The sequence below is a fragment of the Streptomyces johnsoniae genome (genome assembly GCF_031845565.1).
GTDB classification, from domain to species: domain Bacteria; phylum Actinomycetota; class Actinomycetes; order Streptomycetales; family Streptomycetaceae; genus Streptomyces; species Streptomyces johnsoniae.
In genome coordinates this window covers 131406-154844 of sequence record NZ_JAVREV010000018.1, presented here as the reverse complement: position 1 = coordinate 154844, position 23439 = coordinate 131406, and the positions used below count along the sequence as shown (strand labels likewise).

Here is a 23439-nt window from a genome sequence, read left to right as displayed (position 1 = left end):
CCGGAAGGGATCGGCGGCCGGAACTTTTCCCCGGCGGAGAGGTCTTGACCACTCGTCCGGCCGCTGCTGCCCTGTAGGGCATGACCGTCGCGAGGAGAACCGCATGAGGAGCCGGGACGACAGCAGGGCAGGCCGCCGCGGCACGGGGCCGGTCCGTGCCGGACGCAGAGGGTTTTTGAAGGGCGCGGTGGGTGGCGTGCTGGGCGGGGGGCTGGCCCTGCACGCGCCAGGCGTGGCCGCGGCTGCCGGGGCCGCGGAGCGCCCCGGCGTGCTGGCGCCGGACGTGCGGAAGATCGCCGATCTCACCGGGCCGGGGCTCACCACGCGCTTCCGCATGGAGGCGACCGACCTCGGCATACCGGTACGGACGCCCGACGGACGGCTGCTGTTCGTGTTCGGCGACACGTTCGAGGGGGCCGCGGTCGGCGCGGGCTGGTGGCGTTCGCCGGTCGGCCTCTACTCCACCACGACGGATCTGAACGCCGGCGTGACCTGGTCGGGTGCGGTCGGCGGGGCCGCGGCGGAGCAGTTCTGGTTCTACGAGCACGACAATCCGGTGTTCTCCACCGTGTTGCCGTCGGACGTCATCACGATCGGCGGCACCATCTACCTGCACGTGATGGTGAACCAGGGCCTCGGGAACGTCGTCTGGACGGAGATCTGGCGCTCCGACGACTCCGGGGCGACGTGGGTGCACACCGGTGCGAAGTTCCCCTCCGATCTGCACGGCGGCATGTTCCAGCTGTTCGGCTGGGGCGAGGGGAACGACGGCTTCGTGTACGTGTATTCGACCGGGTTCCAGCGGGACAAGCCGATCATTCTGCACCGGGTGCGCAGCGACCGCCTGACCGACCTCGGCGCCTACGAGCCGTGGGGGTACCGGGACGGCGTCTGGGCGTGGGGCAACCCGCCGACCCCGATCCTCGAGGGGCGGTTCGGCGAGCTGTGTCTGCGTCCGCTGGGCGGGAAGTGGGTCCTGACCTGGTTCAACGAGGGGGATTACCGCATCGACGGCATCATCATGGACACGCCCACGTCGAACCTCTACACGGCGCACCGGCAGACTCTGATCTGGGGCGGTTCCTGGGGGCAGGAGGACGACGCGCACGTGGCGCAGTTGTACGGCGGCTACATCATTCCCGGTTCCACGCTCGGTGACCTGCACCTTTCGGTGAGCCAGTGGAACACCGACGCCGGGTGGCCGTACCGGGTGATGCAGCACCGCATCCGCGGCTTCGGGTGAGCGGGAGCGGCGCGGCGGCCGGTCACGGGCCACAGCAGCCGTCGCGCCGCAGCAGTCGTCCGGCCTCCCGCCAGTGTGCGGCCGCGGTGCCGGAATCCTGCGGCGGCGCGTCGGCGTCAGCGGGGCGGGGGAAGGCGGCCACCAGGTCGTTGCTGTGGAAGGGGTGGCCGCCGCGGAGGACGCTGACCGTGCGTACCAGGGAGCTGAAGTCGGTGAACGGGTCGCCGTCCACGACCGTCAGGTCCGCGAGCTTTCCCTCGGTCAGCGTGCCGAGATCCTCGTCGGCGCCGAACACGCGGGCCGGGATCGATGTGGCGGTGCGCAGGGCGGCGGCGGGCGACAGTCCGGCGCGGTGCAGGGCGCGGAGGCCGAGGTGGAGGTGCAGACCGGCCGGGTTGATGGGCTGGTCGGTGCCGAGGGCGACGAGGCCGCCGGCGGCCAGGATGCGGCGGTAGACGGCCGTTTCGGTGGCGAGGTTGGCCAGCTCGTCCGCGGTCGGCGGCTGTGCGGCGCGGCCGCGGACAAGCTCGGTGTCCCACGGCGGCATCAGTGCGGTGACGCGCGGGTCGTCGGCCAGGCCGGGGTCGGCGCCGAGTAGCGGCATCGCGGTGAACGGGGTGGCGACGAGGTGGAAGTCGGTAGCCGTGTAGATCTCGGTGACGTCCTGGCCGGCGCGGCCGGTGGCGGAGGTGCCGGACCCGTATGGGCGGCGGTTGGTGGCCTGGAGGTGGGTGGTCAGGTCCTGGCCCGACTGGATGCCCGGGGAGCAGAAGTGGCTGCCGGTGCGCGCGCCGAGCCGTTCGTGGGCGAACGCCGCGGCCTCCTCCATGAGCCAGTAGGGGGCGCGGACGTAGGTTTTGACGGTGTCCCAGTCGAGGGCGATGCCTCGGGACAGCGAGCGGCGGAGCCCTTCGCGGGTGCGGTGGGCGCGGCCCATGCTGTAGGCGACGCGGGAGCCGTCCAGCAGTTCGCCGGTGGTCAGCAGGCGCGGCCCCGCGAGTTCCCCGGCCGCGACGGCTTCGCGCAAGCGGGCCTGTTCGTAAGCGAAGCCGCCGAAGGAGACGTTGGTGGTGATGCCGTAGGCGAGTTGGAGCGCGGTCTGGCGGCCGCCGTAGGTGGACTGCCAGGGGTGGGCGTGGGTGTCCCAGAGGCCGGGGAGCACTGTCCGGCCGGAGGCGTCGAGGTGGCGGTCGGCGCGGCGGCCGGCGCGGTGGGGCTCGACGGCGGAGACGCGTCCTTCGCGCACGATGATGTCCATGTCCCGGTGGACCGTTTCGCCGTTGCCGTCCCACAGGCGCCCGGCGCGGATGACGACATCGGCGGCGCGGGGGCGGCGGTGGTGGAGCGCGACGGGCACGGTGACGGGGTCGCCGCCTGCCGCGGGCACGAGGCGGAGGGTCCCGGCCGAAAGGTAGAGCAGGGTGCGGGAGTCGCCGGACCAGGAGGGGTGGTCGGCGGCCTCGGAGGTGAGGCGGCGCGGCGGCCCGTCCGGGCTGCCGTCCGGCCGTACCGGGAGCAGCCAGAGTGCCGCTTCGGCGATCACGGCCATCCAGCGGCCGTCGGGTGACCAGGCGGGGCCGGAGTCGTAGCGGTCGGAGAGTGAGGCGTGCGGTGCGAGGGCGTGCAGTGCCTCGGTGCCGTCCCGGATGTCGAGGACGCGGATGAGGTGGTGGCCCTCGCGGAAGCGGTTGCCGAGGCGGTTGCGGTCGCACAGGGCGATGCGGTGGCCGTCCGGGGACCAGCTGGGGCGGCCGGGGAGTCCGCCGCCGGTGAGGGGGCGGGCGAGGGTGCGTTCCTCCCCGGTGTGCAGGTCGCGGACGGTCAGGTCGCCGGCCAGGGTCAGGGCGGCCAGGCGGCGGCCGTCCGGGGAGAGTGCCGGGAAGACGCGGCCGCCGGCGGCGAGCACTGTTTCACGGCCGGAACGCAGGTCGAGTCGTCGGATGGTGTGGGTGCCGTCGCGGTCGTCGGCGTAGAGGAGGCCGCGGCCGTCGGGGGTCCAGGCGGGTGCGAGGACGTAGTGGGTGGGCGCGGCGGTCAGCAGGCGCCGGGGGCGGCCGGTGCCGTCGACGGGGGTGATCCAGAGGGAGTTGAGGGCGGCGAACGCGACCTGGCTGCCGTCCGGGGACAGCGCCGGCAGGTGCAGGCCTCGGACGGGGTGGCGTCCGCCGTCGTCGAACGCGTACCGCTTGACGCGGTAGCTGGGGCGTTCGATGGGGAGGGTCGCGGTGAAGGGGACGGTCTCGGCATCGGCGGGAGCGGCCGGGCGCACGATGCGGAACTGGCCGTCGACGGTGAGGAGCAGCGCGTCGCGGGAGACCCAGCGGATGGGCGCGGGGTGCACGTCGCCGGGCACGTCCACGGTGGCGCCGTCGACCACGAGCGTGCAGGAGGCGGCGGGCGCGGGGGTGGTGCGCAGGTAGGCGAGGCGCCCTCCGGGTGAGACGGCGGGCGTCATGATCTGGCCCGCGCCGGTCTCGGTGTGCTCCTGCGTGACCGGTCCCGTTCCTTCGGCGGGGACGGCGGCGACGGTGCGCGCACGGAGTTCGCCGGGGGCGGTGACGTCGGCCCGGACGAAAAGGACGCGCCGCCCGTCCGCCGACCAGGTGGGGTCGAAGTCCTCCCAGGCGCCGTCCTGGGCGGCCCCGGAGCGGCCGGGCGGCCCGGTGAGCCGGGTGAGGGCGCCGGTGCGGATGTCCACCGTCCAGATGCGGGAGGGCCCGCCGGGGTGGGAGTCGTCGCCGCGGTCGGAGCAGAACGCGATGCGGGTGCCGTCGGGCGACCAACTCGGCGCGCGGTCGTCCCAGGGGCCCTCGGTGAGCCGGCGCAGTTCTGACCCGTCGGGGCGCAGAGTGAACAGGTGGTAGGTGCCATCGCGGTAGGCGCTGACGGCGATCCGGCCGCCGTCGGGTGACCAGTGGGGACGGGTGGGCTCCAGCTCGGGCGGGGTGAGGGGGGTGGCCCGACCGCCGTCGCGGGGCAGGGACCACAGCACGCTCTGGATTTCGGCGATCAGGCGGTCGCCGGTCGGGGAGAGCGTGGCCGAGCCGTTGGTCGCGGCGGTGAACGTGAGCGACGCCGTACGGCTCGCGGCGGCCCGGCCCGTGGCGGCCGCCGGTGGTGAGGCGATCGAGGCGACGGTGACGGTGGCGCCTGCGGTAGCGGTGGCGGTGGCGGCGGCGGCCTGGAGGAACGCGCGGCGCGGAAGCCGCGGGGGCTCGGGTTCCGCCCCGGGAGGCGTCGGCTGGGTGGGGATCACGACACCGGACCTTAAGGGGCGTGAACGGCGCGTTTTGGGTGCGTGCGCGGCGCGCGGTGTGCCGTTGCCCGGCGAGGTGCCCCGGCCGCCCGGAAGGTACCGCGGGCCGGGTTTCGCTAGGGCAGGCCGGCGATCCGCTCGGCGAGTGCCGGGACCCAGTGGTCGCCGTAACGTTCCCTGAGCTCCGCGCGCCGCCAGTCCTCGCCGGTGACCACCCCGCGGCACAGGGCTCCGGAGCCGCAGTCGCACGTCAGGGTGAACGCGGGCGCGGTCAACGTGGCGTAATCGAGGGTGACTTCAGCGCCCGCGGGGATGTCCCGCCGCGCGGCGAAGGTGTAGTCGCCGACCCACCACAGGTTCGGGTCGCAGCTGTGGTTGCCGTAGCCGTTGGGGCGGCGCGGCGGCATGACCAGGTGCCAGTCCCCGGTGACGGTGATGGTGTCGATGTAAGGGTGGTCGGGCCGGGCGGCGGCCTCGGCAAACAGCTCTTCGAGTCTGGGCCAGGAGACCAGGCGGCCGCCGAGCCGGGACACGGAGGTCCCGGCGGGTATCGGCTTCAGGGCGAACAGCCCCGTGCCCTCGATGGGCGAACGGCGCGGCTCGACGTCGGGGTGGAGCCAGCAGTCGGGCTGTGGCGCGGGCGGCTTGGTCACCTGTCCATCATGGGGTGGCGTCGAGGGAAGGGGAAGCGGCTCGGGCCGCCGGGCCCGCGTCGGCCGCCGGGGCGCGAAGAGCACGGGTGAAGCGCAGCCCCGGGCGGCCGCCGAGCACGGTTTCGCCGGCGGGCAGGAATCCGGTGCGGGCCAGGACGGCACGTGAACCGGCGTTGTCCACCGTCGTGGCGGCGCGCAGCGCGGTCAGACCGTAGGCGGTGGCGGCCAGGGTGATGACCTGCCGGACGGCGGAGGTGGCGAGCCCTCGGCGGGCCGCCTTTTCGGCGATCCGGTACCCCAGATCGGCCGATCCGTCCGCCACGTCGATGAGGTTCACGCGGCCCAACACTTCGCCGCCCATGCCGACCAGCACGTGAAAGCGGTGCAGCCCGGCGGCTTGTTCGGCGAGGATCTCGCTGTGTCGCGCGTCGAAGTGGGTGAAGTAGTCGTCGCCGCGGTCGGGGATCGAGGCGGCGAAGTAGGCCCGGTTCTCCCGCTCGAACGCGAGGAGGGCCGGGGCGTGTTCGCGGCGCAGTGACTGGAGTTCGGGCATGGGAGGACTCTACGTGCGTCACGCGGCGGGGCGCCGGAGCGGAACGCCCTCGACGACGCGTCCTGGGACGCCGTCAGCAACTACGCTTCCGCCGCTTGAACGCGTCCGGACGTCACAGGCTGGCGGCGGCGGGTTTGGCCATGCCGCGGACGGTCTTGGCGCTGGCATACTCGCCGATGGCGGTCATGTGCCACTCCCCGGAGAACTGGCGGACCAGCTTGCACAGGATGACACCGGTATGCGGCTCGGAGTGGGTGAGGTCGTAACGGACCAGCTCCGATTCGCCGGAACGCCCGTCCAGCAGGCGGCAGTACGCCTTCGCAACAGCGGTGAACTTCTGTCCCGTGAAGGAGTTGACGACGAAGACGAGGCCGGTGACCTCCGCGGGGAGACGGCCGAGGTCGACGGTGATGACCTCGTCGTCGCCCGCGCCGTGGCCGGTGAGGTTGTCGCCCGAGTGCTCGATGGCGCCGTCGAAGATGCGCTTCTTCATGAACCAGCAGGTGGCAAGCTTGCCGCGGCGCGCGTCGAAGGCGATGACGGAGGCGTCGAGATCGATGCTGCGCCCGCCCTGCGCGGGCTCCCAGCCCAGCCCCATCCGCACGGCGGTGAGTGGCGGGCGGCCGGACTTGACGAGGGAGACGGTCTGATTCTTGGACAGGCTGACCCGGCCCTTGTCGAGGTTGACGACTCCCCCGACGGCGGGCGCCGGAGCCGGGGGCATGGGCGCAGGGGGAAGCGGAGGGCTCATCGGCGCGGCAGGGGCGGCGGGCGGCGGCGGAGGCGCCACGGCGGGCGGGGCCGCCGGAGCGGGCTGGGCAGGCGGAGCGGGCTGCGGGTCGTCGTCCACGCTGACCCCGAAGTCCGTTGCGATGCCGCCGAGTCCGTCGGCGTACCCCTGCCCGACGGCCCGAACCTTCCAGGCGCCCTGCCGCCGGTACAGCTCGACCACGACCAGGGCCGTCTCCACGGTGAGCGGGGGCGGCGTGAACGTGGCGACCACTCCCCCGCCGCCGGCCTCGCGGATCACGGCGGTCGGCTCCGTTCCGGCGAACGTGGCGCCCGGCTCGCCGATGCTCGCGGTCACGACCACTTTGTCGATGTCCGCTGGAACGGCGGCGGTCTCCACCGTGACGCGGTCAGGTCCCGTCGCCGACGCCGGGCGGTAGGAGACGCCGGGGCCGTTCGGCTGGTTGTAGAAGACGAAGTCCGCGTCGGAACGGACCTTCCCCGCCGCGGTGACCAGCAGCGCCGACACATCGAGCGGCCGGGCTGCCGTCACCTCCACGGCGACCGCCGGTGCACCGGCGGGGAGCGGCAGGTTCGAGCCTTGCGTCATCGTCGTCATGGCCCCACCGTACGACGGCCCCCATGAGGCGGGCGGCACCGGGCGGTTGCCGGTGCGCGGATCACGGGCGCGGGGCGTGAGCGGAAAGACGCAAGGCCGGAAAGGGAACGGTAAAGCGTTTGCCCCGGCCGTTCGAGGCTGACAAGCTCCGCGCGTGACGACATCGCGCGTTGACCTGCTGGTTCGCCAGCTGGACATGATCTGGATGCTGTTCGAGTACCACGCGGAGGAGCTGGACGACGCCGCCTGCCTGTGGGAGCCCTCGCCGAACAGCTGGACCGTCGCGCCGGACGAGGCGGGCCGCTGGGTGGCCGACTGGCAGGTACCGGAGCCGGACCCGGTGCCGACGACCACCGTCGGGTGGCTGACCTGGCACGTCGGGTTCTGGTGGACGACCACGCTGCGGCACTGTTTCGGCCCAGGCGCCGCTCCCGCACGTGAGGACATCACCTGGCCGGGGAACGCCGCCGCGGCCACCGAGTGGCTGCGCGGGCTGAAGGGCGAGTGGCGTGCGGCACTGCTGCCGCTCGCCGACGCGGATCTGGACTCTACGGAGCGGACGGCGGGCCTGGCCTGGGGGGAGGGACAGGAGCTGGTGAACGTGGCGGCCTGGGTCAACTTCGAGCTGGCCAAGAACGTCGCGGAGATCGGCTCGGTGCTGCACCTGCGCGCCGCCACGGGCGCGCCCCCGACGACCTGACCGTTCGCCGTCCGGGCGGCCGGGCGGCGCACGGCGCTGACGGCAGCGTCGATCAGTACGGACGGCTCGCGGATCACGCCGGGTGCGGATGTGCCTGTGGGTCGTCGTACCGTTTCGCGGCCGGGGTCAGCCGATGCTGAAGACGTCGACGCCCATGGCCTTGTAACGCCCGGGGAATGTGGTGAACACCGTCCAGCCGGCGGGTACGGCGATGGCGGCGGTGTGGGCCAGCGCGATGTCCTCGATCCGGTGTTCGCGCATCATGGCACCGGCCGCCTCGACCGCGGCCAGGTCGAGGGGCCGGATCACGACGGACGGGCCGCAGCGGGCCAGGAGGAGCTCGAGGGCTGCGCGGGCCCGGCCGGTCTCGTCCCGCTCGGCGAGCACCAGCTCGGTCTGCGGAACGCTGACGGTGACGGCCTGGCGGCTCCACCGGTCGGAGAGCACTTCGTGCTCGATGCGGTAGGCCGTGGCCATGTCGGTGAGGAACGAGGCATCGACGACGACTCCGGTGACCGCGTCGGGGCTCATGCGACGCTGCGCCGACGGGCGTCGAGGTACTGCTGGAGGGACAGCGACGTGCGCCGGTTGGTGACGTCGTCCGCCCACGCCTGCGTCAGCGCGGCCCTGTCCTCGTCCAGGCCGAAGTCGTGGCGCAGCCGCTCGGTGCTCTCGCGGTGCCGTCGTTCCCGGTCGATCTGACCCGCGACGCTGCGCGTGACGAAAGCCGAGACGGACTCGATCACCTGGCTGTCGCGCATGCCGCGCAGCTCCTCGGCCAGCTCCCGGGGCACGGTGATGCTGATGCGCTCGTAGTCGGCTTTGTCTCCACCCATGCCACCGGATCATACCCGGTGGCCATCCGGTATTACCCAGGGCCGTGCCCGGCCGTGGCGCCCGGTGCGCGTCCACGGTCCGCGGTCCGCCGTGTCAGGCCACGCAGAACTCGTTCCCCTCGGGATCGTGCAGCACGACGCCGTAGTAGTCCATGCCGGGCTCGTCCATGATCCGCAGCACCGAGGCGCCTGCCGCCGTGAGCTGCTCCACCTTGGCGGAGACGCGCCGGGTGCGCTCGGAGAGCGGAATGCCGCGCCCTCCGCCCACCTTCAGGTCCAGATGTATCCGGTTCTTCACGGTCTTCGGCTCCGGCACCTGCTGGAACCACACCCGCGGTCCGCGGCCGTCCGGATCGACGATCGACTCCGGTGCCTCCCCCGCCCCCTCGGGCAGCTCCTCCTCCGGCACGCCGGTGGCCGCCCAGAACGCGCGCCAGGTGGCGTGCCCGCCCGGCGGAGGCTCGGGCACGTAGCCGAGGGCCCGGGTCCAGAAGGCGACCAGGAGGGGCGGGTCGGCGCAGTCGACGGTCAGTTGCAGCTCTGGTTCCATGCCGGGAAGCCTCGCAGACGGGTCTGACATCGCCCTCCGCGAACAGCGGTGCCGCTTCCGCTTACGGCGGAGACGTGATGATTCCGTGCGGGGTCGCGCCTTTCCTCAACCGCCTGTGGCGGCCCGCAGTCGTACCGGACGCCCGATCATCCGTTCATGTGTGGTTCACCTGTGAGGCATTGATGCGTCTTCGTCGCAAGGTCACCGTCACCGCGCTGTCCGCCGCCGTCGGCTCGGCGGCAGCGCTCGTTCCCGTCTCCGCTTCCGCCTCCGCGGCGGGCGGCAGCCATCCCGTTGCCGAGATCCGGCCGGGCGGGGATATCGGGGAGGAGGACTGCACGGAGTGGGACTCCGACGGCCTGCTCCTCATCGACCTGGTGGGCATCCCCGATCCGGTCGTTGCGGGCGAGTGGGCCGAGTTCACCTACCGCATCAGCAACACCTACGAGGTGCCGGTGGACGAGCTGTACACGTTCGTCGCCCTCGGGGCCTACGACACCAACGACGGCGCGGATATCGAAACGGCCGGTCAGTGGTGGGACGGGGAAGCGTGGGTCGGCACCGAGGGGGACGAGGAGACCGGCGGCTACTTCGGCCACACCGGGCCGCTGCTGCCCGGCCAGTCCGCGGAGGCCCGCATGCGGGTAAGGGTGGACGAGGACGCGCCCGAACGCGCGCTCGGCACCGCGGGGATGATGGGCACGTACGGCAACGGCGCCGGACTGTGCCGGAGCACGGTGGACGACCTCGAGTTCGACGTGGCAGCCGCGGACTCCGGTCGGCGCGGGCCGGCGTTCTCTGGCCCGGCGGAAGCGGCAGCTCCGTGATCACCTGCGGCGCATAGTCGTTGGTTGGTGATGCCCCATCAGGATAATTGCGATGATCCGCTTTTCGGTTCGCGGCACAGGTAGCCGTTCGGACAACCGGAAATCGGCCGGGGAACTTCGCCGGAATCATGTCGCTCTTTGGGAGCAATATGCATGTCGGGCGACCGGCGCCGCGGGGCGATGGTCCACATTGTCAGAAGTCCTGTTGTTCCGAATGGGAGAGGATGCTATGCGTCTCCGTTCTGTACTGGCCGTCGCCGCGGTCACCGCTTCCCTGTTCAGCGCTGCCGGAATGGCCAGCACTGCCACCGCCGACGTCACAGTCGACTTCGGCTCCTCGTTCAACTCCAACATCCAGTTCCACCCGATCACGGTGTGCGCCTCGAACTTCACGGGCCTCACCAAGCAGATCCCGATCAAGTCCGAGTCGGAGCAGGAGACCCGCGACTGCATCAACGGTCCGGCTATCCACAGCGAGGACTGAGACCTTCCCCACTGGCCCGCTCGGCCTTCAGGCCGGGCGGGCCATAGCCATGTCCGCGTGAATCACATACGCGCCGATACGCGCCGGTCCCGTGCCGGACGAACGATTTCACCGTGTCGTTCCTGTAATTGCTGACGCCGCGCTCATGCGGCATTCGCACGGCCTCCGACGAGGTGCGGCATTCCTGACTTCCAGGAAGGGAACGGCGGCGGAGCGGTCAGCCGCTGCGGGCCTGGAGCGAGGCGAGGTAGGCGTTGTAATCCGCCAGGTCGCGGTCCCCGTTGCGGTCGGCGACGCGGTCGAGCCGACGCGCCGTGCGCTGCTCGGAGACGTACCACTGGATCACGAGCGCGATCAGGACGATCACGGTCGGAATCTCGCTGAACGCCCAGGCCATGCCACCCGCCGCCGACTGGTCCTCCACGGCGTCCACCGCGAGGGACGCGGGCGGGTCGGCGAAGGTACTCACCAGCGGTTCGGAGCCCATCATCAGCGCGATGCCGAAAAAGGCGTGGAACGGCATGGTCGCGAACAGCTCCAGCATGCGCATGAGATAGCCGGGACGGTGGGGACCGGGGTCGACGCCCATGATGGGCCAGAAGAACACCAGCCCCACCGCGAGGAAGTGCACCATCATGGCCACGTGCCCGACGCGGGTCTCCATCAGGAAGTCGAACAGCGGCGTGAAGTACAGCCCGTAAAGGCTGGCGACGAACAGCGTGATGGTGAACAGCGGACTGGTCATCACGCGCATCCAGCGGCTGTGCAGCAGCCGCACCAGCAACTCCCGCGGCCCCGTGCGGCCGCGGCCCGTCGGCGGGAGGGCCCGCAGCAGCAGGGTAACGGGCGCGCCGAGCAGCAGCAGGATCGGGGACACCATGCTGATGATCATGTGCTGCGTCATGTGCGCGCTGAACAGGACCATGCCGTAGTCGTTCAGACCGGTGCACGTGACCGCGAGAATCGACGCGATGCCGAGGGTGAACGACACGGTGCGCGGCACGGACCAGGCGTCGCCGCGGCGGCGCAGCCGCACCACACCCCAGGCGTAGAGCGCGAGCGCGGCCAGGCAGCCGATCAGGAAGACCTCGTCGACGCTGATGTCGAGCGCGCGTCCGACGGTGAACGGCGGCAGGTCCGTGCCCGCGCCGTGGCCGTCGTGTCCCGTTGCCATTGCGTGCTCCCCGGGGTCTCAGGCTGCCTGGGTCGCCGCGGCGATCCGTTCGGCGCGCAGCGCCTCGTACCAGCGGTCGTCGACCGGCGGGAGGGCGTTGACGTCGAGGGTGAGTTTCAGGAGCAGGTCGGCGATCTGCGGGTTGCGGGCGAGCACGGGGCCGTGCATGTAGGTGCCGAACACCGTGCCGGCCCAGGCGCCCTCGGTGCCGTCCCCGGTGCCGTTGCCGTTACCGAACTGCACGCGGGCGAACGGGCGGACGCCGGGGCCGAGCTGGGTGAGGCCCTGGTGGTTCTCGAAGCCGGTGAGCTGCGGGAGGCGGAGCGTTTCGTCGATGTCGGCGAGCACGTCGCCGACGCACCGCTCGCCGCCGCCGCGGACGCTGATGACGTCGAGCAGCCCGAGGCCGGGCTCGCGCTGGCCGAGGTCGTTGATGAACTCGTGGCCCAGGATCTGGTAACCGGCGCAGACGGAGAAGATGATCGCGCCGTTGTCGACGGCGCGCTGGAGCCCGCCGTCGCGACGCAGCCGCTCGGCCGCGAGGCGCTGGGGCCGGTCCTCGCCGCCGCCGACCAGGTAGATGTCTCCCGAGGTGGGAACGGGCTGGTCGGAACGGACGTCGACACGTTCGACCGTGAGGCCCCGCTGGCGGGCACGGCGCTCGACGACGAGAACGTTGCCCTGGTCGCCGTAGGTGCTCAGCAGGTCGGGGTAGACCCAGACCACGCGCAGGCCGGAGGTGCTCATGGGGCGGTCCTTTACTGGAAGATCCGATCAGTTGCCGACGGTGCGGCGCAGGTCCTGGAAGGCGGTGTAGTTGGCGATGGCCTCGATGCGGCCGGGGGGCAGCTGGGCAATGGCTTCCTCAAGGGTCTGGCAGACGCGGAAGTCGACGCCTGCGACCTCAAGGCGGACGGCGAGGTCGAGGCGGCGGTCGCCGATGACGGCGATCGGGTGGCCGGCGAGACGGCCGTAGTCGACATCCCAGAGCCAGGACGTGTCGGTCCCGTCGGCGCCGCGCGCGTTGACGGAGAGGATGACGGGCGTGGGCGGCGGGTCGATCAGTGAGAACGTCTCCAGCCAGCCCGCCGGGTTTTTCGCCAGGAGCAGGCGGATGTCGCGGCCCTGATGGCTGACGATGTCGTAGCGGCCGGCGACGGCGGCGACGGCCTGCATGCGCTGGAGCGCGACCTGCGGGTGGATACCGAAGGCGGCCGCGACGGCCGCGGCGGTGGCGGCGTTCGCCTTGTTGGCCCGGCCGGGCAGCTGGAGCTGGATGGGCCAGGGCGTGCCGTGCGGGTCGAGCACGGAGTCGCCGGAGAGGACCCAGCTGGGGGCGGGGCGGCCGAAACCGCACTCGCCGCACTGCCAGGACACGTCGTCGGGCCGGTGCAGGACGCCGCCGCACGAGGGACAGGACCAGGCGTCGTCCTTCCACTCCTGGCCGACGGCGGCCCAGATGACATTGGGGCTGGAGGACGCGGCCCATACGACGAGGGGGTCGTCGGCGTTCGCGATGATGGTGGCCTTGCTGCCCTGGAGACCTTCGCGCCAGCGCTCGGCGAGCATGCGGGTCTCGGCCGCGCGGTCCAGCTGGTCGCGGGAGAGGTTGAGCAGGGCGATGGCCTTGGGCGACACGTCCCTGGCGACGCCGGCGAGGTATTTCTCGTCGACCTCGATGACGCCGAAGCGTGCCTCGGACCCAGCGGAGAGCGCTGAGGTGATGCCGGCGGGCATGTTGGCCCCCAGCGCGTTGGAGACAACCTCGCCGCCGGCGCGGAGCGCCTCGGCGATCAGCCGGGTGGTGGTGGTCTTCCCGTTGGTGGCGGAGACCAGGACCACGTCCAGATGTCCGGCGAGGCGGGCGAGGAGATCGGGGTCTACCTTGAGGGCCACCCGTCCGCCGATCACCGATCCGCTGCCGCGGCCCGCGGCCCGCGACACCGCCGCCGCCGCTTTGCCCGCCGTCACCGCCAGTCTGGCCCGCGCCGACAGTGGCTGCGCGCTGTCTGCCATCGTCCCTGTTCCTCCTCGCCCTTGGCCGGGGACCAGCCTATCGAGGTCCCGGGCGGGGCCAGAACCGCATCGCCCCTCGCGGCCCCAAGTCCTCCGCGGGCCGCCCCTGGGGTTGGCCGTTTCGCCCATATGCGCTCGTCAACGTAAAAATTGCCCTTTACGGGTTTTAGAGTGCTTGCGGGGAATGCCGGTCGACCGCTCATTCGCATCGGGAGTACTCATGATCTTGTCCATCTCGGGGGTCGTCTTCCTCGGCATCATGGTGTGCCTGTTCGCCAGGAAGGACGGACTGAAGCTCTCGCACGCCGTGGTGTGCGCCCTGTTCGGCTTCTACCTGGCGGGAACGGCGGTCGCGCCGAGCATTCAGGCGGGCGGGGCCAGCCTGGCGAACCTGCTGGGCGGAATCACGCTGTAGGGGGCGCGGTGTTTCCGTTCCTGGTGCTGGGGCGCGGCCTCGGGCGGCTCGCGCGGGCGGTCTGGGGTCGATGGCTCGGGCTGTCCCGGGAACAGCGGGGTCCGGTGCTGCTGCTGGCCGCGGCCGTCGGGCTGCTGCTGTGGCTGGTGCCGTACGGGCTGTGGCTCGCCGGTGGCGGGGTGCTCGCGGCGGCGGCGTGGTCGGGGTGGGGCGGTGGCCGGACGGCCAGGGAGCTGCGCGCGGCGAGGTCGGCGGCGGACGAACGCCTCGCGGCGCTGTACGAGGCGCTGGTGCCGTACTTCTCACTGCCGTCCGATCCGTCGCCGGAGCCGCTGTACGCCCACGGAGGGGTCTGGCAGCGCTGCTTTTCTTCGGTTACACTGAGTGACGAAGGCCGGATCGCGGGGCTGTGTCTGCGGTATCCGGCGTTCTTTCCCGACGGTGATGCGGAGTGCCGGGCGCGCGTGGAGCGGCTGCTGGCGGCGAAGGCCGGGCGGGGGCGGGAGTTCCGGTTCCGGTGGGACGAGGAGGGCGGTGAGCTGGAGATGGTGGCGGTGGAGCCGCTGCCGACGGGGATCGGGGCGCAGCGGTTTGTGGCGGCGTCGGGGGAGGTGGTGCTCGGGTTCACGGATGCGGGGGCGGTGGATCGCACGGTGCCGGTGCGGGGTGGCGCGGGGTGTGCGGAGCAGGTGGATGCCTCGCCGGTGGTGTGGCGGGCGGGGCCGCGGACGGCGGAGCCGCATCTGCTGGTGGTGGGGGCGCCGGGGGCGGGGGCGACGTCGTTGCTGCGTTCGGTGGCGCTGCAGGCGCTGCTGGAGGGGGACGTGCTGCTGGTGGACGGCTCGGGGGCGGGTGAGTTCGCGTGTTTTGGTGGGCGCTGCGGTGTGGTGTCGGTGGAGTCGACGCCGGCGGGTGGGGTGGCGGCGCTGGAGTGGGCGGCGCGGGAGACGGAGCGGCGGTTGCTGGCTGCTGGCGGTGGGGCGGAGGAGCGGGCGCTGTGGATCGTGGTGGACCGGCCGGCGTTGCTGCGGCATCTGGCGGGGGTTCAGGGGCTGCGTGATCCGCTGGGGTCGCTTCAGGTGCCGCTGCGCTTCGGGCGGGCCGGCCGGGTGACGGTGGTGCTGGCGGAGCAGTTCGAGGGGCTGTCCGGGCTGGGCTGGGCGGCGGCCTCGTGCGCTCGCGCCCGGGTGGTGCTGGGGGCGGTGACGGCGCATCAGGCGTCGGGGGTGCTGGGTGCGGCGCCGCCGGCGGTGCCGTCGGGGCAGGTGCCGCCGGGGCGGGGGTTCGCAAGGCTGGGTGCGGGTCCGGTGTACCGGTTGCAGGTGCCGGCGACTCCGGACCCGGGGGACGAGTCGGCGGACGAGGGGGCGCGGCGCGCGGTGCTGGCGCTGCTGCCGGGCTGGGTGGGGCGGGAGGGGTCGGTGGCGGGGCGGGGGTAGGCGGTGGTGCGGCCGCAGTGGTGGTGGTTGTCAGGTGGCGAGGGCGGTGAGGGGGTCGTCCAGGACGGGCTGCCAGGCGAGTTCGGCGGCGCCGACGAGGCTGTTGTGGTCGAGGGTGCAGGGGAGGATGGGGATGCTGCCGCTCCTCCCCCACAGGCTGCGCTCCTCGACCACGGCGCGCAGGCGGGCGGGGTCGGCTTCGAGGAGCCAGCGGTGGAGGCCGCCGAGGATGATGCGGTCCGGGTTGAGGATGTTGACCAGGCCGGCCAGGCCGAGGCCGAGCCGGTCGATGACGGTGGCGGTGGCCGTGCGGGCCCCGGGGGTGTCGGTGCGCAGCAGGTGGCGCGCCTGGTCGAGGAGGGAGCCGGCGGGATCGGGGGTGCGGCCGGCGGCTTCGAGGAGGGCGAGGGGGTCGGTTTCCACATCGAGGCAGCCGCGGCTGCCGCAGTGACAGGGGCGGCCCTGGGGGTCGACGGTGAGGTGGCCGACTTCGAGGGCGAGTCCCGCGCTGCCGCTGTGGAGCCGGCCGTCGAGGACCAGTGCGCCACCGACGCCGCGGTGGCCGGTGGCCACGCACAGCAGGTGCTCGGCGCCGTGGCCGGCGCCGTGCCGGTGTTCGGCGAGGGCGGCGAGGTTGACGTCGTTGCCACAGAAGCCGGGGACGGCCAGCCCGGCGTCGGAGAGGCAGCGGTTGAAGATGTCGCGGACGGGCGCGCCGGCGGGCCAGGCGAGGTGGAGGGGGTTGAGGGCGGTGCCCTCGGGCTCCGCGACGGCGGAGGGGACGGCGAGGCCGGCGCCGATGCAGCGGCGTCCGCTGCCGCGCAGCAGGGCCGCGCCGGCGGCGACGACTTCGCCGAGCACTTGGGCGGGGTCGGCGTCGACGGTCATGCAGCCGGGTGCGGTGGCGGCGATGCGGCCGCCGAGGCCGACGAGGGCGGCGCGGAAGCCGTCGGCGTGGACCTGGGCGGCGAGGACAACGGGGCCGTCGTCGGCGATGGCGAGGCGGTGGGAGGGCCGGCCCTGGCTGCCGGGTGCCGCACTGGGCCGGGAGTCGACGGTGATGAGCCCGAGCGTCTGGAGTTCACCGGCGACGGCGCCCGCGGTGGCGCGGGTGACGCCGAGTTCCGTGGTGAGGACGGCGCGGGTGGGGGCGCGGCCCGTGTGCACGAGTTCCAGCGCGGGGCCGAGGGCGTTCCGGCCCCTGTCGAGCCTGGTTCGGGTGTGGGTCACGCCCCTATTCTGGCTTTGTGCCTCCCATAAACAAATTGCGGGCGATTCTCCTACCGGGCCAGCGGCGAAGCGGGGCCGGCGGGCCGCCGGCGGATGCCTCGCTGCGGCAACTGCGGGCCGCGCTGACGGTGTTCTTCGCGCTCGACGGGTTCGTCTTCGCCGGCTGGGTCGTGCGCATCCCCGACATCAAGGACCAGACGGGGGCGTCGGCGAGCGCGCTGGGGGTGGCGCTGCTCGGTGTGTCGGCGGGCGGCGTGGTGACGATGATGCTGACCGGGCGGCTGTGCCAGCGGTTCGGCAATCATCCGGTGACGGTGGCCGCGGGCGCGCTGCTCGCGCTGAGCGTGGTGCTGCCCGCGCATGCGCATTCCGCGGTGGTGCTGGGCGCGGTGCTGTTGGTGTTCGGGACCGCGTTCGGCGCGATCAATGTGGCGGGGAACAGCGCGGCAGTGGATCTGGTGGCGGCGCTGGGGCGGCCGGTCATGCCGAGTTTCCATGCCGCGTTCAGCCTCGGGGGCATGTTGGGCGCCGGGCTCGGCGGGCTGGTGGCCGGCCGGTTGAGCGCGGCCTGGCACCTGGGGCTGCTGGCGGGTTTCGGGCTGCTGATCGCCGCTTGGGCCGGGCGCATGCTGCTCGCGCACCCGGCGCCCGCGCCGCCGCGCCCGGCGGCCCGCGAGGCGGGGGGCCCGGAGGACGCAAAGGGCGCGGGCGCGCGTCCGATGCGCGGCCGGGTGCGGCGGCTGGTGCTGGTGCTCGGCTTCATCGCGCTGTGCACGACGTACGGGGAGGGGGCGCTGGCGGACTGGAGCACACTGCACCTGCGGGAGTCGCTGGAGGCGAGCCCCGGGGTAGCGGCGGCCGGGTACTCGGTGTTCGCCCTGGCCATGACGGTGGGCCGGCTCACCGGCTCGGCGATGCTGCAACGGCTGGGACAGGCACGGGCGTTGATCGTCGGCGGGGCGACGGCCGCGGCGGGGATGCTGCTGGCGTCGCTGGCGCCGACGGTGGGGCTGGCCCTGGTGGGCTTCGTGATCACGGGTCTCGGCCTGGCGAACGTCTTCCCCATCACGATCGGCCAGGCCGGGGCGCTGGCCGGTCCGCGGGGGGTGGCCGCGGCCTCGACGCTCGGTTACGGCGGGATGCTGATGGGGCCGGTGGCGATCGGGTTCCTCGCGGACTGGTTCAGCCTGGCCGGGGCACTGACGACGGTCGCGATGCTGGCGGCGGTGGCGGCGGTGACGGCCTACGCCCTGCGTGGTGCGGTGCAGGCGGGCACCTGACACAATCCCGGGCGTGGAGACCGACGACTTTCTGCGCGTACTGGCCGACGAGGGTAGGGCGTTGGCGGCCGCCGCGGCCCTGGCGGGCCCGGATGCCCCCGTGCCGACCTGCCCCGGCTGGCGGATGCGGGACCTGGTGCTGCACACGGGTGCCGTTCACCGCTGGGCGGCCGGGTACGTGCGCGAACGGCACCCGGAGCGGCAGCCGTTCCCTGCGCCCGCGGTACCGGACGGGGAGTTGGACGGCTGGTTCCTGGAGGGCCTCGGGGCGCTGCTCGCCCTGCTGGACGCGGCGCCCGCGGACCTGGCGTGCTGGACGTTCCTGACGGGCTCGCCGACGCCGCGGCACTTCTGGGCCAGGCGGCAGGCGCACGAGACGGCGGTGCACCGGATGGATGCCGAACTCGCGGCGGGCCAGGGCCTTTCCCCGGTCACGGCGGAGTTCGCGGCCGACGGCATCGACGAGTTGCTGGTCGGGTTCCATGGCAGGGACAGGAGCCGCCTGCGCGCCGAGCGGCCGGCGGTGCTGCGGGTGCTGGCCGCGGACCGGCCGGGCGACGACTGGACGGTGCACATCACGGACGGGACCCCGCGGGGTGGCCGTTCCGTGCCGGGAACGCCGGCGGACTGCGAGATCAGCGGGCCGGCGACGGTGCTGTATCCGGTGCTGTGGAACCGGCAGCCGTGGAGCGCGGAGGTGAAGGTGGCCGGGGACGCCGCGGTCGCCGCGCTGTGGCGGTCCGCCGGGGGCGTCTGACCCCAGTTGTTACCCGCGGGTAACGTCCGTGGTAGCTTCGGCCTCATGGCACGGTCGGTGGGGCCCAGAGCGCTGGGCCGTCTCATGCGCTGGTGGCCGCCGTACCGCTTCGCCGGGATCAAGGTCCTGCGCATAGCGGACGACTGGAGCGCGGCCCGGGTGCGGCTGCGGCTCGGCCGGCTGAACCGGAACTGGTTCGGCACGCACTTCGGCGGCTCGCTGTACTCGATGTGCGACCCGTTCTGGGCGCTGCTGGTGCTGCACCGGCTCGGCCGCGGCTACGTGGTGTGGGACAAGGCGGCCGAGATCGAGTACGTCTCGCCGGGCCGCGGCGACGTGTTCGCGGACTTCCGGCTGAGCGAGGAGCGGGTCGAGGAGATCAGGCGGGCGGCCGAGGACGGGGCAAAGGTGCTGCCGTGGTTCGACTGCACCGTGGTCGCCGCCGACGGCACCGTGGTGGCCCGGGTCCGCAAGCAGCTGTACGTGCGGCGCAAGCCTCAGCCGAGCCAGCCGGGGCGCACCAGGCCCGACTCGTAGGCCAGGACGACGAGTTGGGCACGGTCGCGGGCGCCGAGCTTGACCATGGCGCGGCTGACGTGGGTCTTCGCGGTCAGCGGCGAGACCACGAGCCTGCGGGCGATCTCCTCGTTGGACAGGCCGATCCCGACCAGGGCCATCACTTCCCGTTCGCGGTCGGTCAGCTCGGCGAGCCCGGCCGCGGCCGCGGGCTCCTTGGAACGGGCGGCGAACTCGGCGATCAGACGGCGGGTGACCCCCGGTGAGAGCAGGGCGTCGCCCGCGACGACGGCGTGCACGGCGCGGACCAGCTCTTCGGGCTCGGTGTCCTTGACGAGGAAGCCCGAGGCGCCCGACCTGATGGCCTCGAAGACGTACTCGTCCAGTTCGAACGTGGTCAGCATGACGACTTTCACGCCGGCGAGGCCGGGGTCCCCGGTGATGCGGCGGGTGGCGGCGAGCCCGTCGAGCACGGGCATGCGGATGTCCATGAGGACCAGGTCCGGGCGCCGTTCGCGGACCAGCGCGAGCGCCTCCTCGCCGTCGGCCGCCTCGGCCGCGACCTCGATGCCGGGCTGGGCGTCGAGCAGCGCGCGGAAGCCGGCCCGCACCAGCACCTGGTCGTCGGCGAGCAGTACCCGGATCACGTGATCTCCTTGTCGGTCAGGGGCAGGCGGGCGGTGACGCGGAATCCGCCGTCGGGGCGGGCACCGGCCTCCACGGTGCCGCCGAATGCCGCGGCCCGTTCCCGCATGCCGACCAGGCCGTTGCCGCCGCCCGAGCCGCCGCCGGTGGCGGGGCCGTCGTCGTCGATGCGCAGTTCGACCAGGTCGGGGGCGTAGCGCAGCAGCACGTGCGCGGTTCGGGAGCCGGAGTGGCGGACGATGTTGGTGACCGCCTCCTGCACAATGCGGAACGCGGCCAGGTCGGCGCCCGGGGGGAGTGCCACGGCGGTGCCGCGGGTGTCGACGGTCACCCGCAGACCGGCCTGCCGCGCCTGCTCGGCCAGTTCGGGGAGCCGGTCGAGTCCGGGCGCCGGGGCGCGCGGGGCCGCGCCGCCCGGGGCGCGCAGCGTGTCCAGGACCTGCCTGACCTCGCCCAGGGCCTCCTTGCTGGCGGCCTTGATGGTGGTGAGAGCGCTTCTGGCCTGGTCGGGGTCGGTGTCGAGGAGGGCGAGGCCCATGCCGGCCTGGACGTTGATCACGGAGATGCTGTGGGCGAGGACGTCGTGCAGCTCGCGGGCGATGCGCAGCCGTTCCTCGTCCGCGCGGCGCCGCTCGGCCTCCTCGCGGGCGGCGCGTTCCCGTGCCCGCTGTTCGCGGCGGACGCGCACCAGTTCGCCGACGGCGAGGACGGCGACGGCCCAGGCGGCCGCGGCCGCGTCGCCGCCCCAGTCCGTGGCTCTGTCGTCATCCGGCGGCAGCCAGCGGTGGAGCCAGTGGCCGGTCAGGGTCAGCCCCGTCCACAGCAGGCCGAGCGCGGCCCAGGCGGCCTTGCGGTGGCCGGTGACGACGGCGCCGAACGAGCCGACGACGACGCTGAGGTAGATGGGCCCGTAGGGGTAGCCGGCGCCGAGGTAGACCAGGACCACCAGGGCCGTGCCGAGGGCCACCTGCGGCGGATGGCGGTGGCGGGCCAGGAGCAGCAGCGGGCCGAGGACCAGCAGGGCGTGGGCGAAGAGGTCGAGGGACACGCGGTCCTGCTGGTGGTGCGCGGCGAACCGCGAGCCGACGAGCTGGATCAGCAGGACCGCGCCCGAGGACCGCCACGGAAGCCGGGCGGGGCCGCCGGGCAGGCGGTGCCAGGGGCGGCGGCCCGGTTCCGTCGCGGGTGCGGTCATGCGGGCAACGCTAGCCGCGGGCGGGCGCGGGTGCGTCCGCCGGCCGTGGTCATCGCGCGTACTCCCGTGGCAGTACCTCGGCGTTCGGCGGGGGCGCGGCGGGGGCGGCGTTCTCGTGCAGGCCGAACCTGGTGTGCAGGCGGCGCAGGGGCCGCGGGGCCCACCAGTTGGCGCGCCCGGCCAGGCGCATGGAGACGGGCAGCAGCACCATGCGGATGAGAGTGGCATCGGCCAGGATGACCAGGGCGGTGCCCACGCCCAGCTCCTTGAGAAAGACGACGCCGCTGGTGGCGTACGTGGCGAAGGTGACGACGAGGATGCCGGCCGCCGCGGTGATCAGCGGCGCGGTGCGCGCGATGCCGGCGGCCACCGCCTGCCGGGTGTCGCCGGTGCGGTCGTGCTCCTCCTTGATGCGGGACAGCAGGAACACCTCGTAGTCCATGGACAGGCCGTAGGTGATGCAGAACATCAGCATCGGGATGCTCGGCTCGATCGAGCCGGTGGGAGTGAAGCCGAGCAGTCCGGAGAAGTTGCCGTCCTGGAAGATCCACACCAGTGCGCCGAACATGACGGACAGGCTGAGCAGGTTGAGGACGGTGGCCTTCAGGGGCAGCAGGACGCTGCCGGTCATGAGGAAGAGCACGCCGCAGGTGATGAGCAGGATGAGGGCCGCGACGAGCGGGACGCGTTCCAGCAGGGTGGCGCGGAAGTCGGTGGTCTCGGCGGGGTAGCCGCCGACGTCCGCGGCGTAGGGGGCGGGCACGTCGCGGATGTCGGCGACGAGGCCGGGCACGTCGCCCTCCATGGCCTCCTGGGTGGGCACCACGGCGATCAGCGCGCCGCCGGACGGCGAGATGGCGGCGGCGGACGCGGGCCCGGGCCCGCGGACCGCCTCGCCGTCGCGGTGGGTGCCGGCGGGCGAGACGACGTGGAAGACGCCTTGAACGCGCGAGAGTTCGGCCGCGTAGGCGGCGACGTCGTCGTCCGGGACGCCGGCGGGGCCCTCGCTGGCGACGTACAGGGTGTCGGTGGCCTCGGCGGCGAAGTGCTCGCGTACTTCCTCGGACATGACGCGGCTGGAGGTGCCCTCGGGCAGGGTGCGCTGGTCGGGCAGGCCGAACCGCAGTCCGAGTACCGGGGAGGCGGCGACCAGCAGCACGGCGAGCGCCGCGCCGCCGGCCAGCACGGGGCGGCGCATGACGGCCAGGGCGGTGCGGTGCCAGAAGCCGCCCGCGGTCGCGCGTTCCGGCGCGGTGGGCCGTTCCACCCGGTGGCCCCAGCGGGCCAGGGCGGCGGGCAGCACGACGACGGCACCGGTGACGGCCGTCAGCACGACGAGGATGCCGGCGTAGGCGAAGGAGCTGAGGAAGAAGAACGGGAAGACCAGCAGCGTCGACAGGGACACCGCAACGGTCAGGCCGCTGAACAGGACGGTGCGGCCCGCCGTGGCGACGGCGCGCGTCACGGCGTCCTGGGCCGGCAGGCCCGCGGTCCGCTCCTCGCGGTAGCGGTTGATCAGGAAGAGGCAGTAGTCGATGCCGAGGCCGAGCCCGAGGACCAGGGCGAGGTTGGCCGCGAACGTGGACACCGGTGTGAACTGGGCGAGCAGCCGCAGTCCGGCCAGTGTGCCGAGCACCGAGAGCAGGCCGACGCCGACGGTGAGCAGGGCGGCCACGGTGCGCCGGTAGACCAGGATCAGGAGCAGCAACACGGCGGGCAGGACGATGACCTCCGCGGTCAGGAAGTCCCGCGCGGCCTGTTCGCCGACCTGCCGGGACACCTCCTCCTGGCCGCCGACGGTCACGGTGATGTCGTCGGTGGTGCGGGCCAGTTCCGGGGAGAGGTCGGCCAGTTCGGCGCGGGTGTCGGTGGCGCTGCCCTCCAGGCGGGCCAGCACCAGCGCGCGCCGGCCGTCGGTGCTGCGCAGGGCCTGGTCCTGCTCGTCCCAGTAGGAGGTGACGTCGGTGACCATCGGGTGCCCGGCCAGTTCCGCCGCGAGCCCGCGCCCCGCCTCGGCGACGGCCCCGCCGTCGACATCGCCGCGCTCGGCGGTGACCAGCAGCGCCAGGTTCGGGTTGCCGGTGCCGTATTCCTCGCGCAGGACGTCCTGCACGCCGACGGATTCGGTGCCGGGCGCGTCCCAGCGGGCCAGTTCCAGGTCGCTCTGCGCGCCGGCGCCGTAGATGCCGAACCCGAGGAACAGCACGAGGGCGGCCAGGAGCACCGCTCCCCCGCGCCGGACCGTGAGCCGACCGAGGCGGCCGAGTGGCCCGCCGCCGTCCTCGTCTCGCTGTGCCATGGCTGTCGTTCCCTTCCGTCGCG

Annotated in this window: 23 protein-coding genes; 9 read left to right on the top strand and 14 right to left on the bottom strand. The window is 73.1% G+C overall.

Annotated features, from left to right (window positions below; all coding sequences use genetic code 11):
- Positions 1-103: 103 nt before the first annotated feature.
- The gene (locus tag RM779_RS27660) at positions 104-1243 is read left to right on the top strand and encodes a DUF4185 domain-containing protein (protein ID WP_311620498.1); all 1140 of its coding nucleotides are present in this window, start codon (positions 104-106) and stop codon (positions 1241-1243) included.
- A gap of 22 nt (positions 1244-1265) precedes the next feature.
- On the opposite strand, the gene RM779_RS27655 is transcribed toward RM779_RS27660, so the two are convergent.
- The 4 genes from RM779_RS27655 to RM779_RS27640 form a co-directional block, all read right to left on the bottom strand.
- A complete protein-coding gene (locus tag RM779_RS27655; protein ID WP_394813403.1) occupies positions 1266-4496 on the bottom strand; it encodes an amidohydrolase family protein in 3231 nt (1076 codons plus the stop codon).
- Positions 4497-4615: 119 nt separating this feature from the next.
- A complete protein-coding gene (locus RM779_RS27650) occupies positions 4616-5152 on the bottom strand; it encodes an SET domain-containing protein (RefSeq protein WP_311620496.1) in 537 nt (178 codons plus the stop codon).
- 7 nt (positions 5153-5159) lie between these two features.
- A complete protein-coding gene (locus tag RM779_RS27645) occupies positions 5160-5705 on the bottom strand; it encodes a GNAT family N-acetyltransferase (protein WP_311620495.1) in 546 nt (181 codons plus the stop codon).
- A gap of 112 nt (positions 5706-5817) precedes the next feature.
- Complete coding sequence (locus RM779_RS27640) at positions 5818-7044, bottom strand: TerD family protein (protein ID WP_311620512.1); 1227 nt, start codon at positions 7042-7044, stop codon at positions 5818-5820.
- A gap of 163 nt (positions 7045-7207) precedes the next feature.
- On the opposite strand from RM779_RS27640, the gene RM779_RS27635 reads away from it, so the two are divergent.
- Positions 7208-7753 (top strand): DinB family protein, encoded by a 546-nt coding sequence (locus tag RM779_RS27635; protein ID WP_311620494.1) that lies wholly within the window; start codon positions 7208-7210, stop codon positions 7751-7753.
- Between the two features lie 126 nt (positions 7754-7879).
- On the opposite strand, the gene RM779_RS27630 is transcribed toward RM779_RS27635, so the two are convergent.
- The 3 genes from RM779_RS27630 to RM779_RS27620 form a co-directional block, all read right to left on the bottom strand.
- On the bottom strand, positions 7880-8284 hold the full coding sequence (locus tag RM779_RS27630) for a hypothetical protein (protein ID WP_311620493.1): 405 nt from the start codon (positions 8282-8284) through the stop codon (positions 7880-7882).
- Positions 8281-8589 carry a hypothetical protein gene (locus RM779_RS27625; RefSeq protein WP_077062974.1) on the bottom strand — a complete coding sequence of 103 codons (309 nt, stop codon included), beginning with the start codon at positions 8587-8589 and terminating at the stop codon, positions 8281-8283. The genes RM779_RS27630 and RM779_RS27625 overlap by 4 nt, the downstream gene beginning before the upstream one ends.
- A 94-nt stretch (positions 8590-8683) precedes the next feature.
- The gene (locus RM779_RS27620; RefSeq protein ID WP_311620492.1) at positions 8684-9139 is read right to left on the bottom strand and encodes a VOC family protein; all 456 of its coding nucleotides are present in this window, start codon (positions 9137-9139) and stop codon (positions 8684-8686) included.
- A 182-nt stretch (positions 9140-9321) separates the two neighbouring features.
- On the opposite strand from RM779_RS27620, the gene RM779_RS27615 reads away from it, so the two are divergent.
- Positions 9322-9966 (top strand): hypothetical protein, encoded by a 645-nt coding sequence (locus RM779_RS27615; RefSeq protein WP_311620491.1) that lies wholly within the window; start codon positions 9322-9324, stop codon positions 9964-9966.
- 229 nt (positions 9967-10195) lie between these two features.
- A complete protein-coding gene (locus tag RM779_RS27610; protein ID WP_311620490.1) occupies positions 10196-10450 on the top strand; it encodes a hypothetical protein in 255 nt (84 codons plus the stop codon).
- Between the two features lie 217 nt (positions 10451-10667).
- On the opposite strand, the gene RM779_RS27605 is transcribed toward RM779_RS27610, so the two are convergent.
- From RM779_RS27605 to RM779_RS27595, 3 genes are read right to left on the bottom strand one after another with little or no spacing between them, the layout of a single operon-like run.
- Complete coding sequence (locus RM779_RS27605) at positions 10668-11624, bottom strand: cytochrome c oxidase assembly protein (protein ID WP_311620489.1); 957 nt, start codon at positions 11622-11624, stop codon at positions 10668-10670.
- An 18-nt stretch (positions 11625-11642) separates the two neighbouring features.
- Positions 11643-12371 (bottom strand): type 1 glutamine amidotransferase, encoded by a 729-nt coding sequence (locus RM779_RS27600; RefSeq protein WP_311620488.1) that lies wholly within the window; start codon positions 12369-12371, stop codon positions 11643-11645.
- Positions 12372-12398: 27 nt separating this feature from the next.
- Complete coding sequence (locus tag RM779_RS27595; RefSeq protein ID WP_311620487.1) at positions 12399-13640, bottom strand: MurT ligase domain-containing protein; 1242 nt, start codon at positions 13638-13640, stop codon at positions 12399-12401.
- A 220-nt stretch (positions 13641-13860) separates the two neighbouring features.
- Here RM779_RS27595 and RM779_RS27590 point away from each other — a divergent pair, with 220 nt between their 5' ends.
- Both RM779_RS27590 and RM779_RS27585 read left to right on the top strand, forming a co-directional pair.
- The gene (locus RM779_RS27590; RefSeq protein ID WP_077062967.1) at positions 13861-14055 is read left to right on the top strand and encodes a hypothetical protein; all 195 of its coding nucleotides are present in this window, start codon (positions 13861-13863) and stop codon (positions 14053-14055) included.
- An 8-nt stretch (positions 14056-14063) separates the two neighbouring features.
- Positions 14064-15494, top strand: coding sequence for a hypothetical protein (locus RM779_RS27585; protein ID WP_311620485.1), 1431 nt, complete (start codon positions 14064-14066; stop codon positions 15492-15494).
- Positions 15495-15524: 30 nt separating this feature from the next.
- Here the strand turns inward: RM779_RS27585 and RM779_RS27580 are convergent, their stop codons facing one another.
- Positions 15525-16724 carry an ROK family protein gene (locus RM779_RS27580; RefSeq protein WP_311620483.1) on the bottom strand — a complete coding sequence of 400 codons (1200 nt, stop codon included), beginning with the start codon at positions 16722-16724 and terminating at the stop codon, positions 15525-15527.
- Between the two features lie 17 nt (positions 16725-16741).
- Between RM779_RS27580 and RM779_RS27575 the strand changes: the two genes are divergently transcribed.
- From RM779_RS27575 to RM779_RS27565, 3 genes are read left to right on the top strand one after another with little or no spacing between them, the layout of a single operon-like run.
- On the top strand, positions 16742-18004 hold the full coding sequence (locus RM779_RS27575) for an MFS transporter (protein ID WP_394813401.1): 1263 nt from the start codon (positions 16742-16744) through the stop codon (positions 18002-18004).
- Positions 18005-18017: 13 nt separating this feature from the next.
- Positions 18018-18761 carry a maleylpyruvate isomerase N-terminal domain-containing protein gene (locus RM779_RS27570; RefSeq protein ID WP_311620482.1) on the top strand — a complete coding sequence of 248 codons (744 nt, stop codon included), beginning with the start codon at positions 18018-18020 and terminating at the stop codon, positions 18759-18761.
- A gap of 45 nt (positions 18762-18806) precedes the next feature.
- Positions 18807-19298, top strand: coding sequence for a DUF4442 domain-containing protein (locus tag RM779_RS27565; protein WP_311620481.1), 492 nt, complete (start codon positions 18807-18809; stop codon positions 19296-19298).
- Here the strand turns inward: RM779_RS27565 and RM779_RS27560 are convergent.
- Genes RM779_RS27560 through RM779_RS27550 form a run of 3 tightly spaced genes read right to left on the bottom strand, consistent with a single transcriptional unit; the run spans position 19259 to position 23416 of the window.
- Positions 19259-19924 carry a response regulator transcription factor gene (locus tag RM779_RS27560; RefSeq protein WP_311620480.1) on the bottom strand — a complete coding sequence of 222 codons (666 nt, stop codon included), beginning with the start codon at positions 19922-19924 and terminating at the stop codon, positions 19259-19261. The two genes, RM779_RS27565 and RM779_RS27560, sit on opposite strands and share 40 nt — an antisense overlap.
- Positions 19921-21117 carry a sensor histidine kinase gene (locus RM779_RS27555; RefSeq protein ID WP_311620479.1) on the bottom strand — a complete coding sequence of 399 codons (1197 nt, stop codon included), beginning with the start codon at positions 21115-21117 and terminating at the stop codon, positions 19921-19923. The genes RM779_RS27560 and RM779_RS27555 overlap by 4 nt, the downstream gene beginning before the upstream one ends.
- Positions 21118-21166: 49 nt before the next feature.
- On the bottom strand, positions 21167-23416 hold the full coding sequence (locus RM779_RS27550; RefSeq protein ID WP_311620478.1) for an MMPL family transporter: 2250 nt from the start codon (positions 23414-23416) through the stop codon (positions 21167-21169).
- Positions 23417-23439 lie beyond the last annotated feature (23 nt).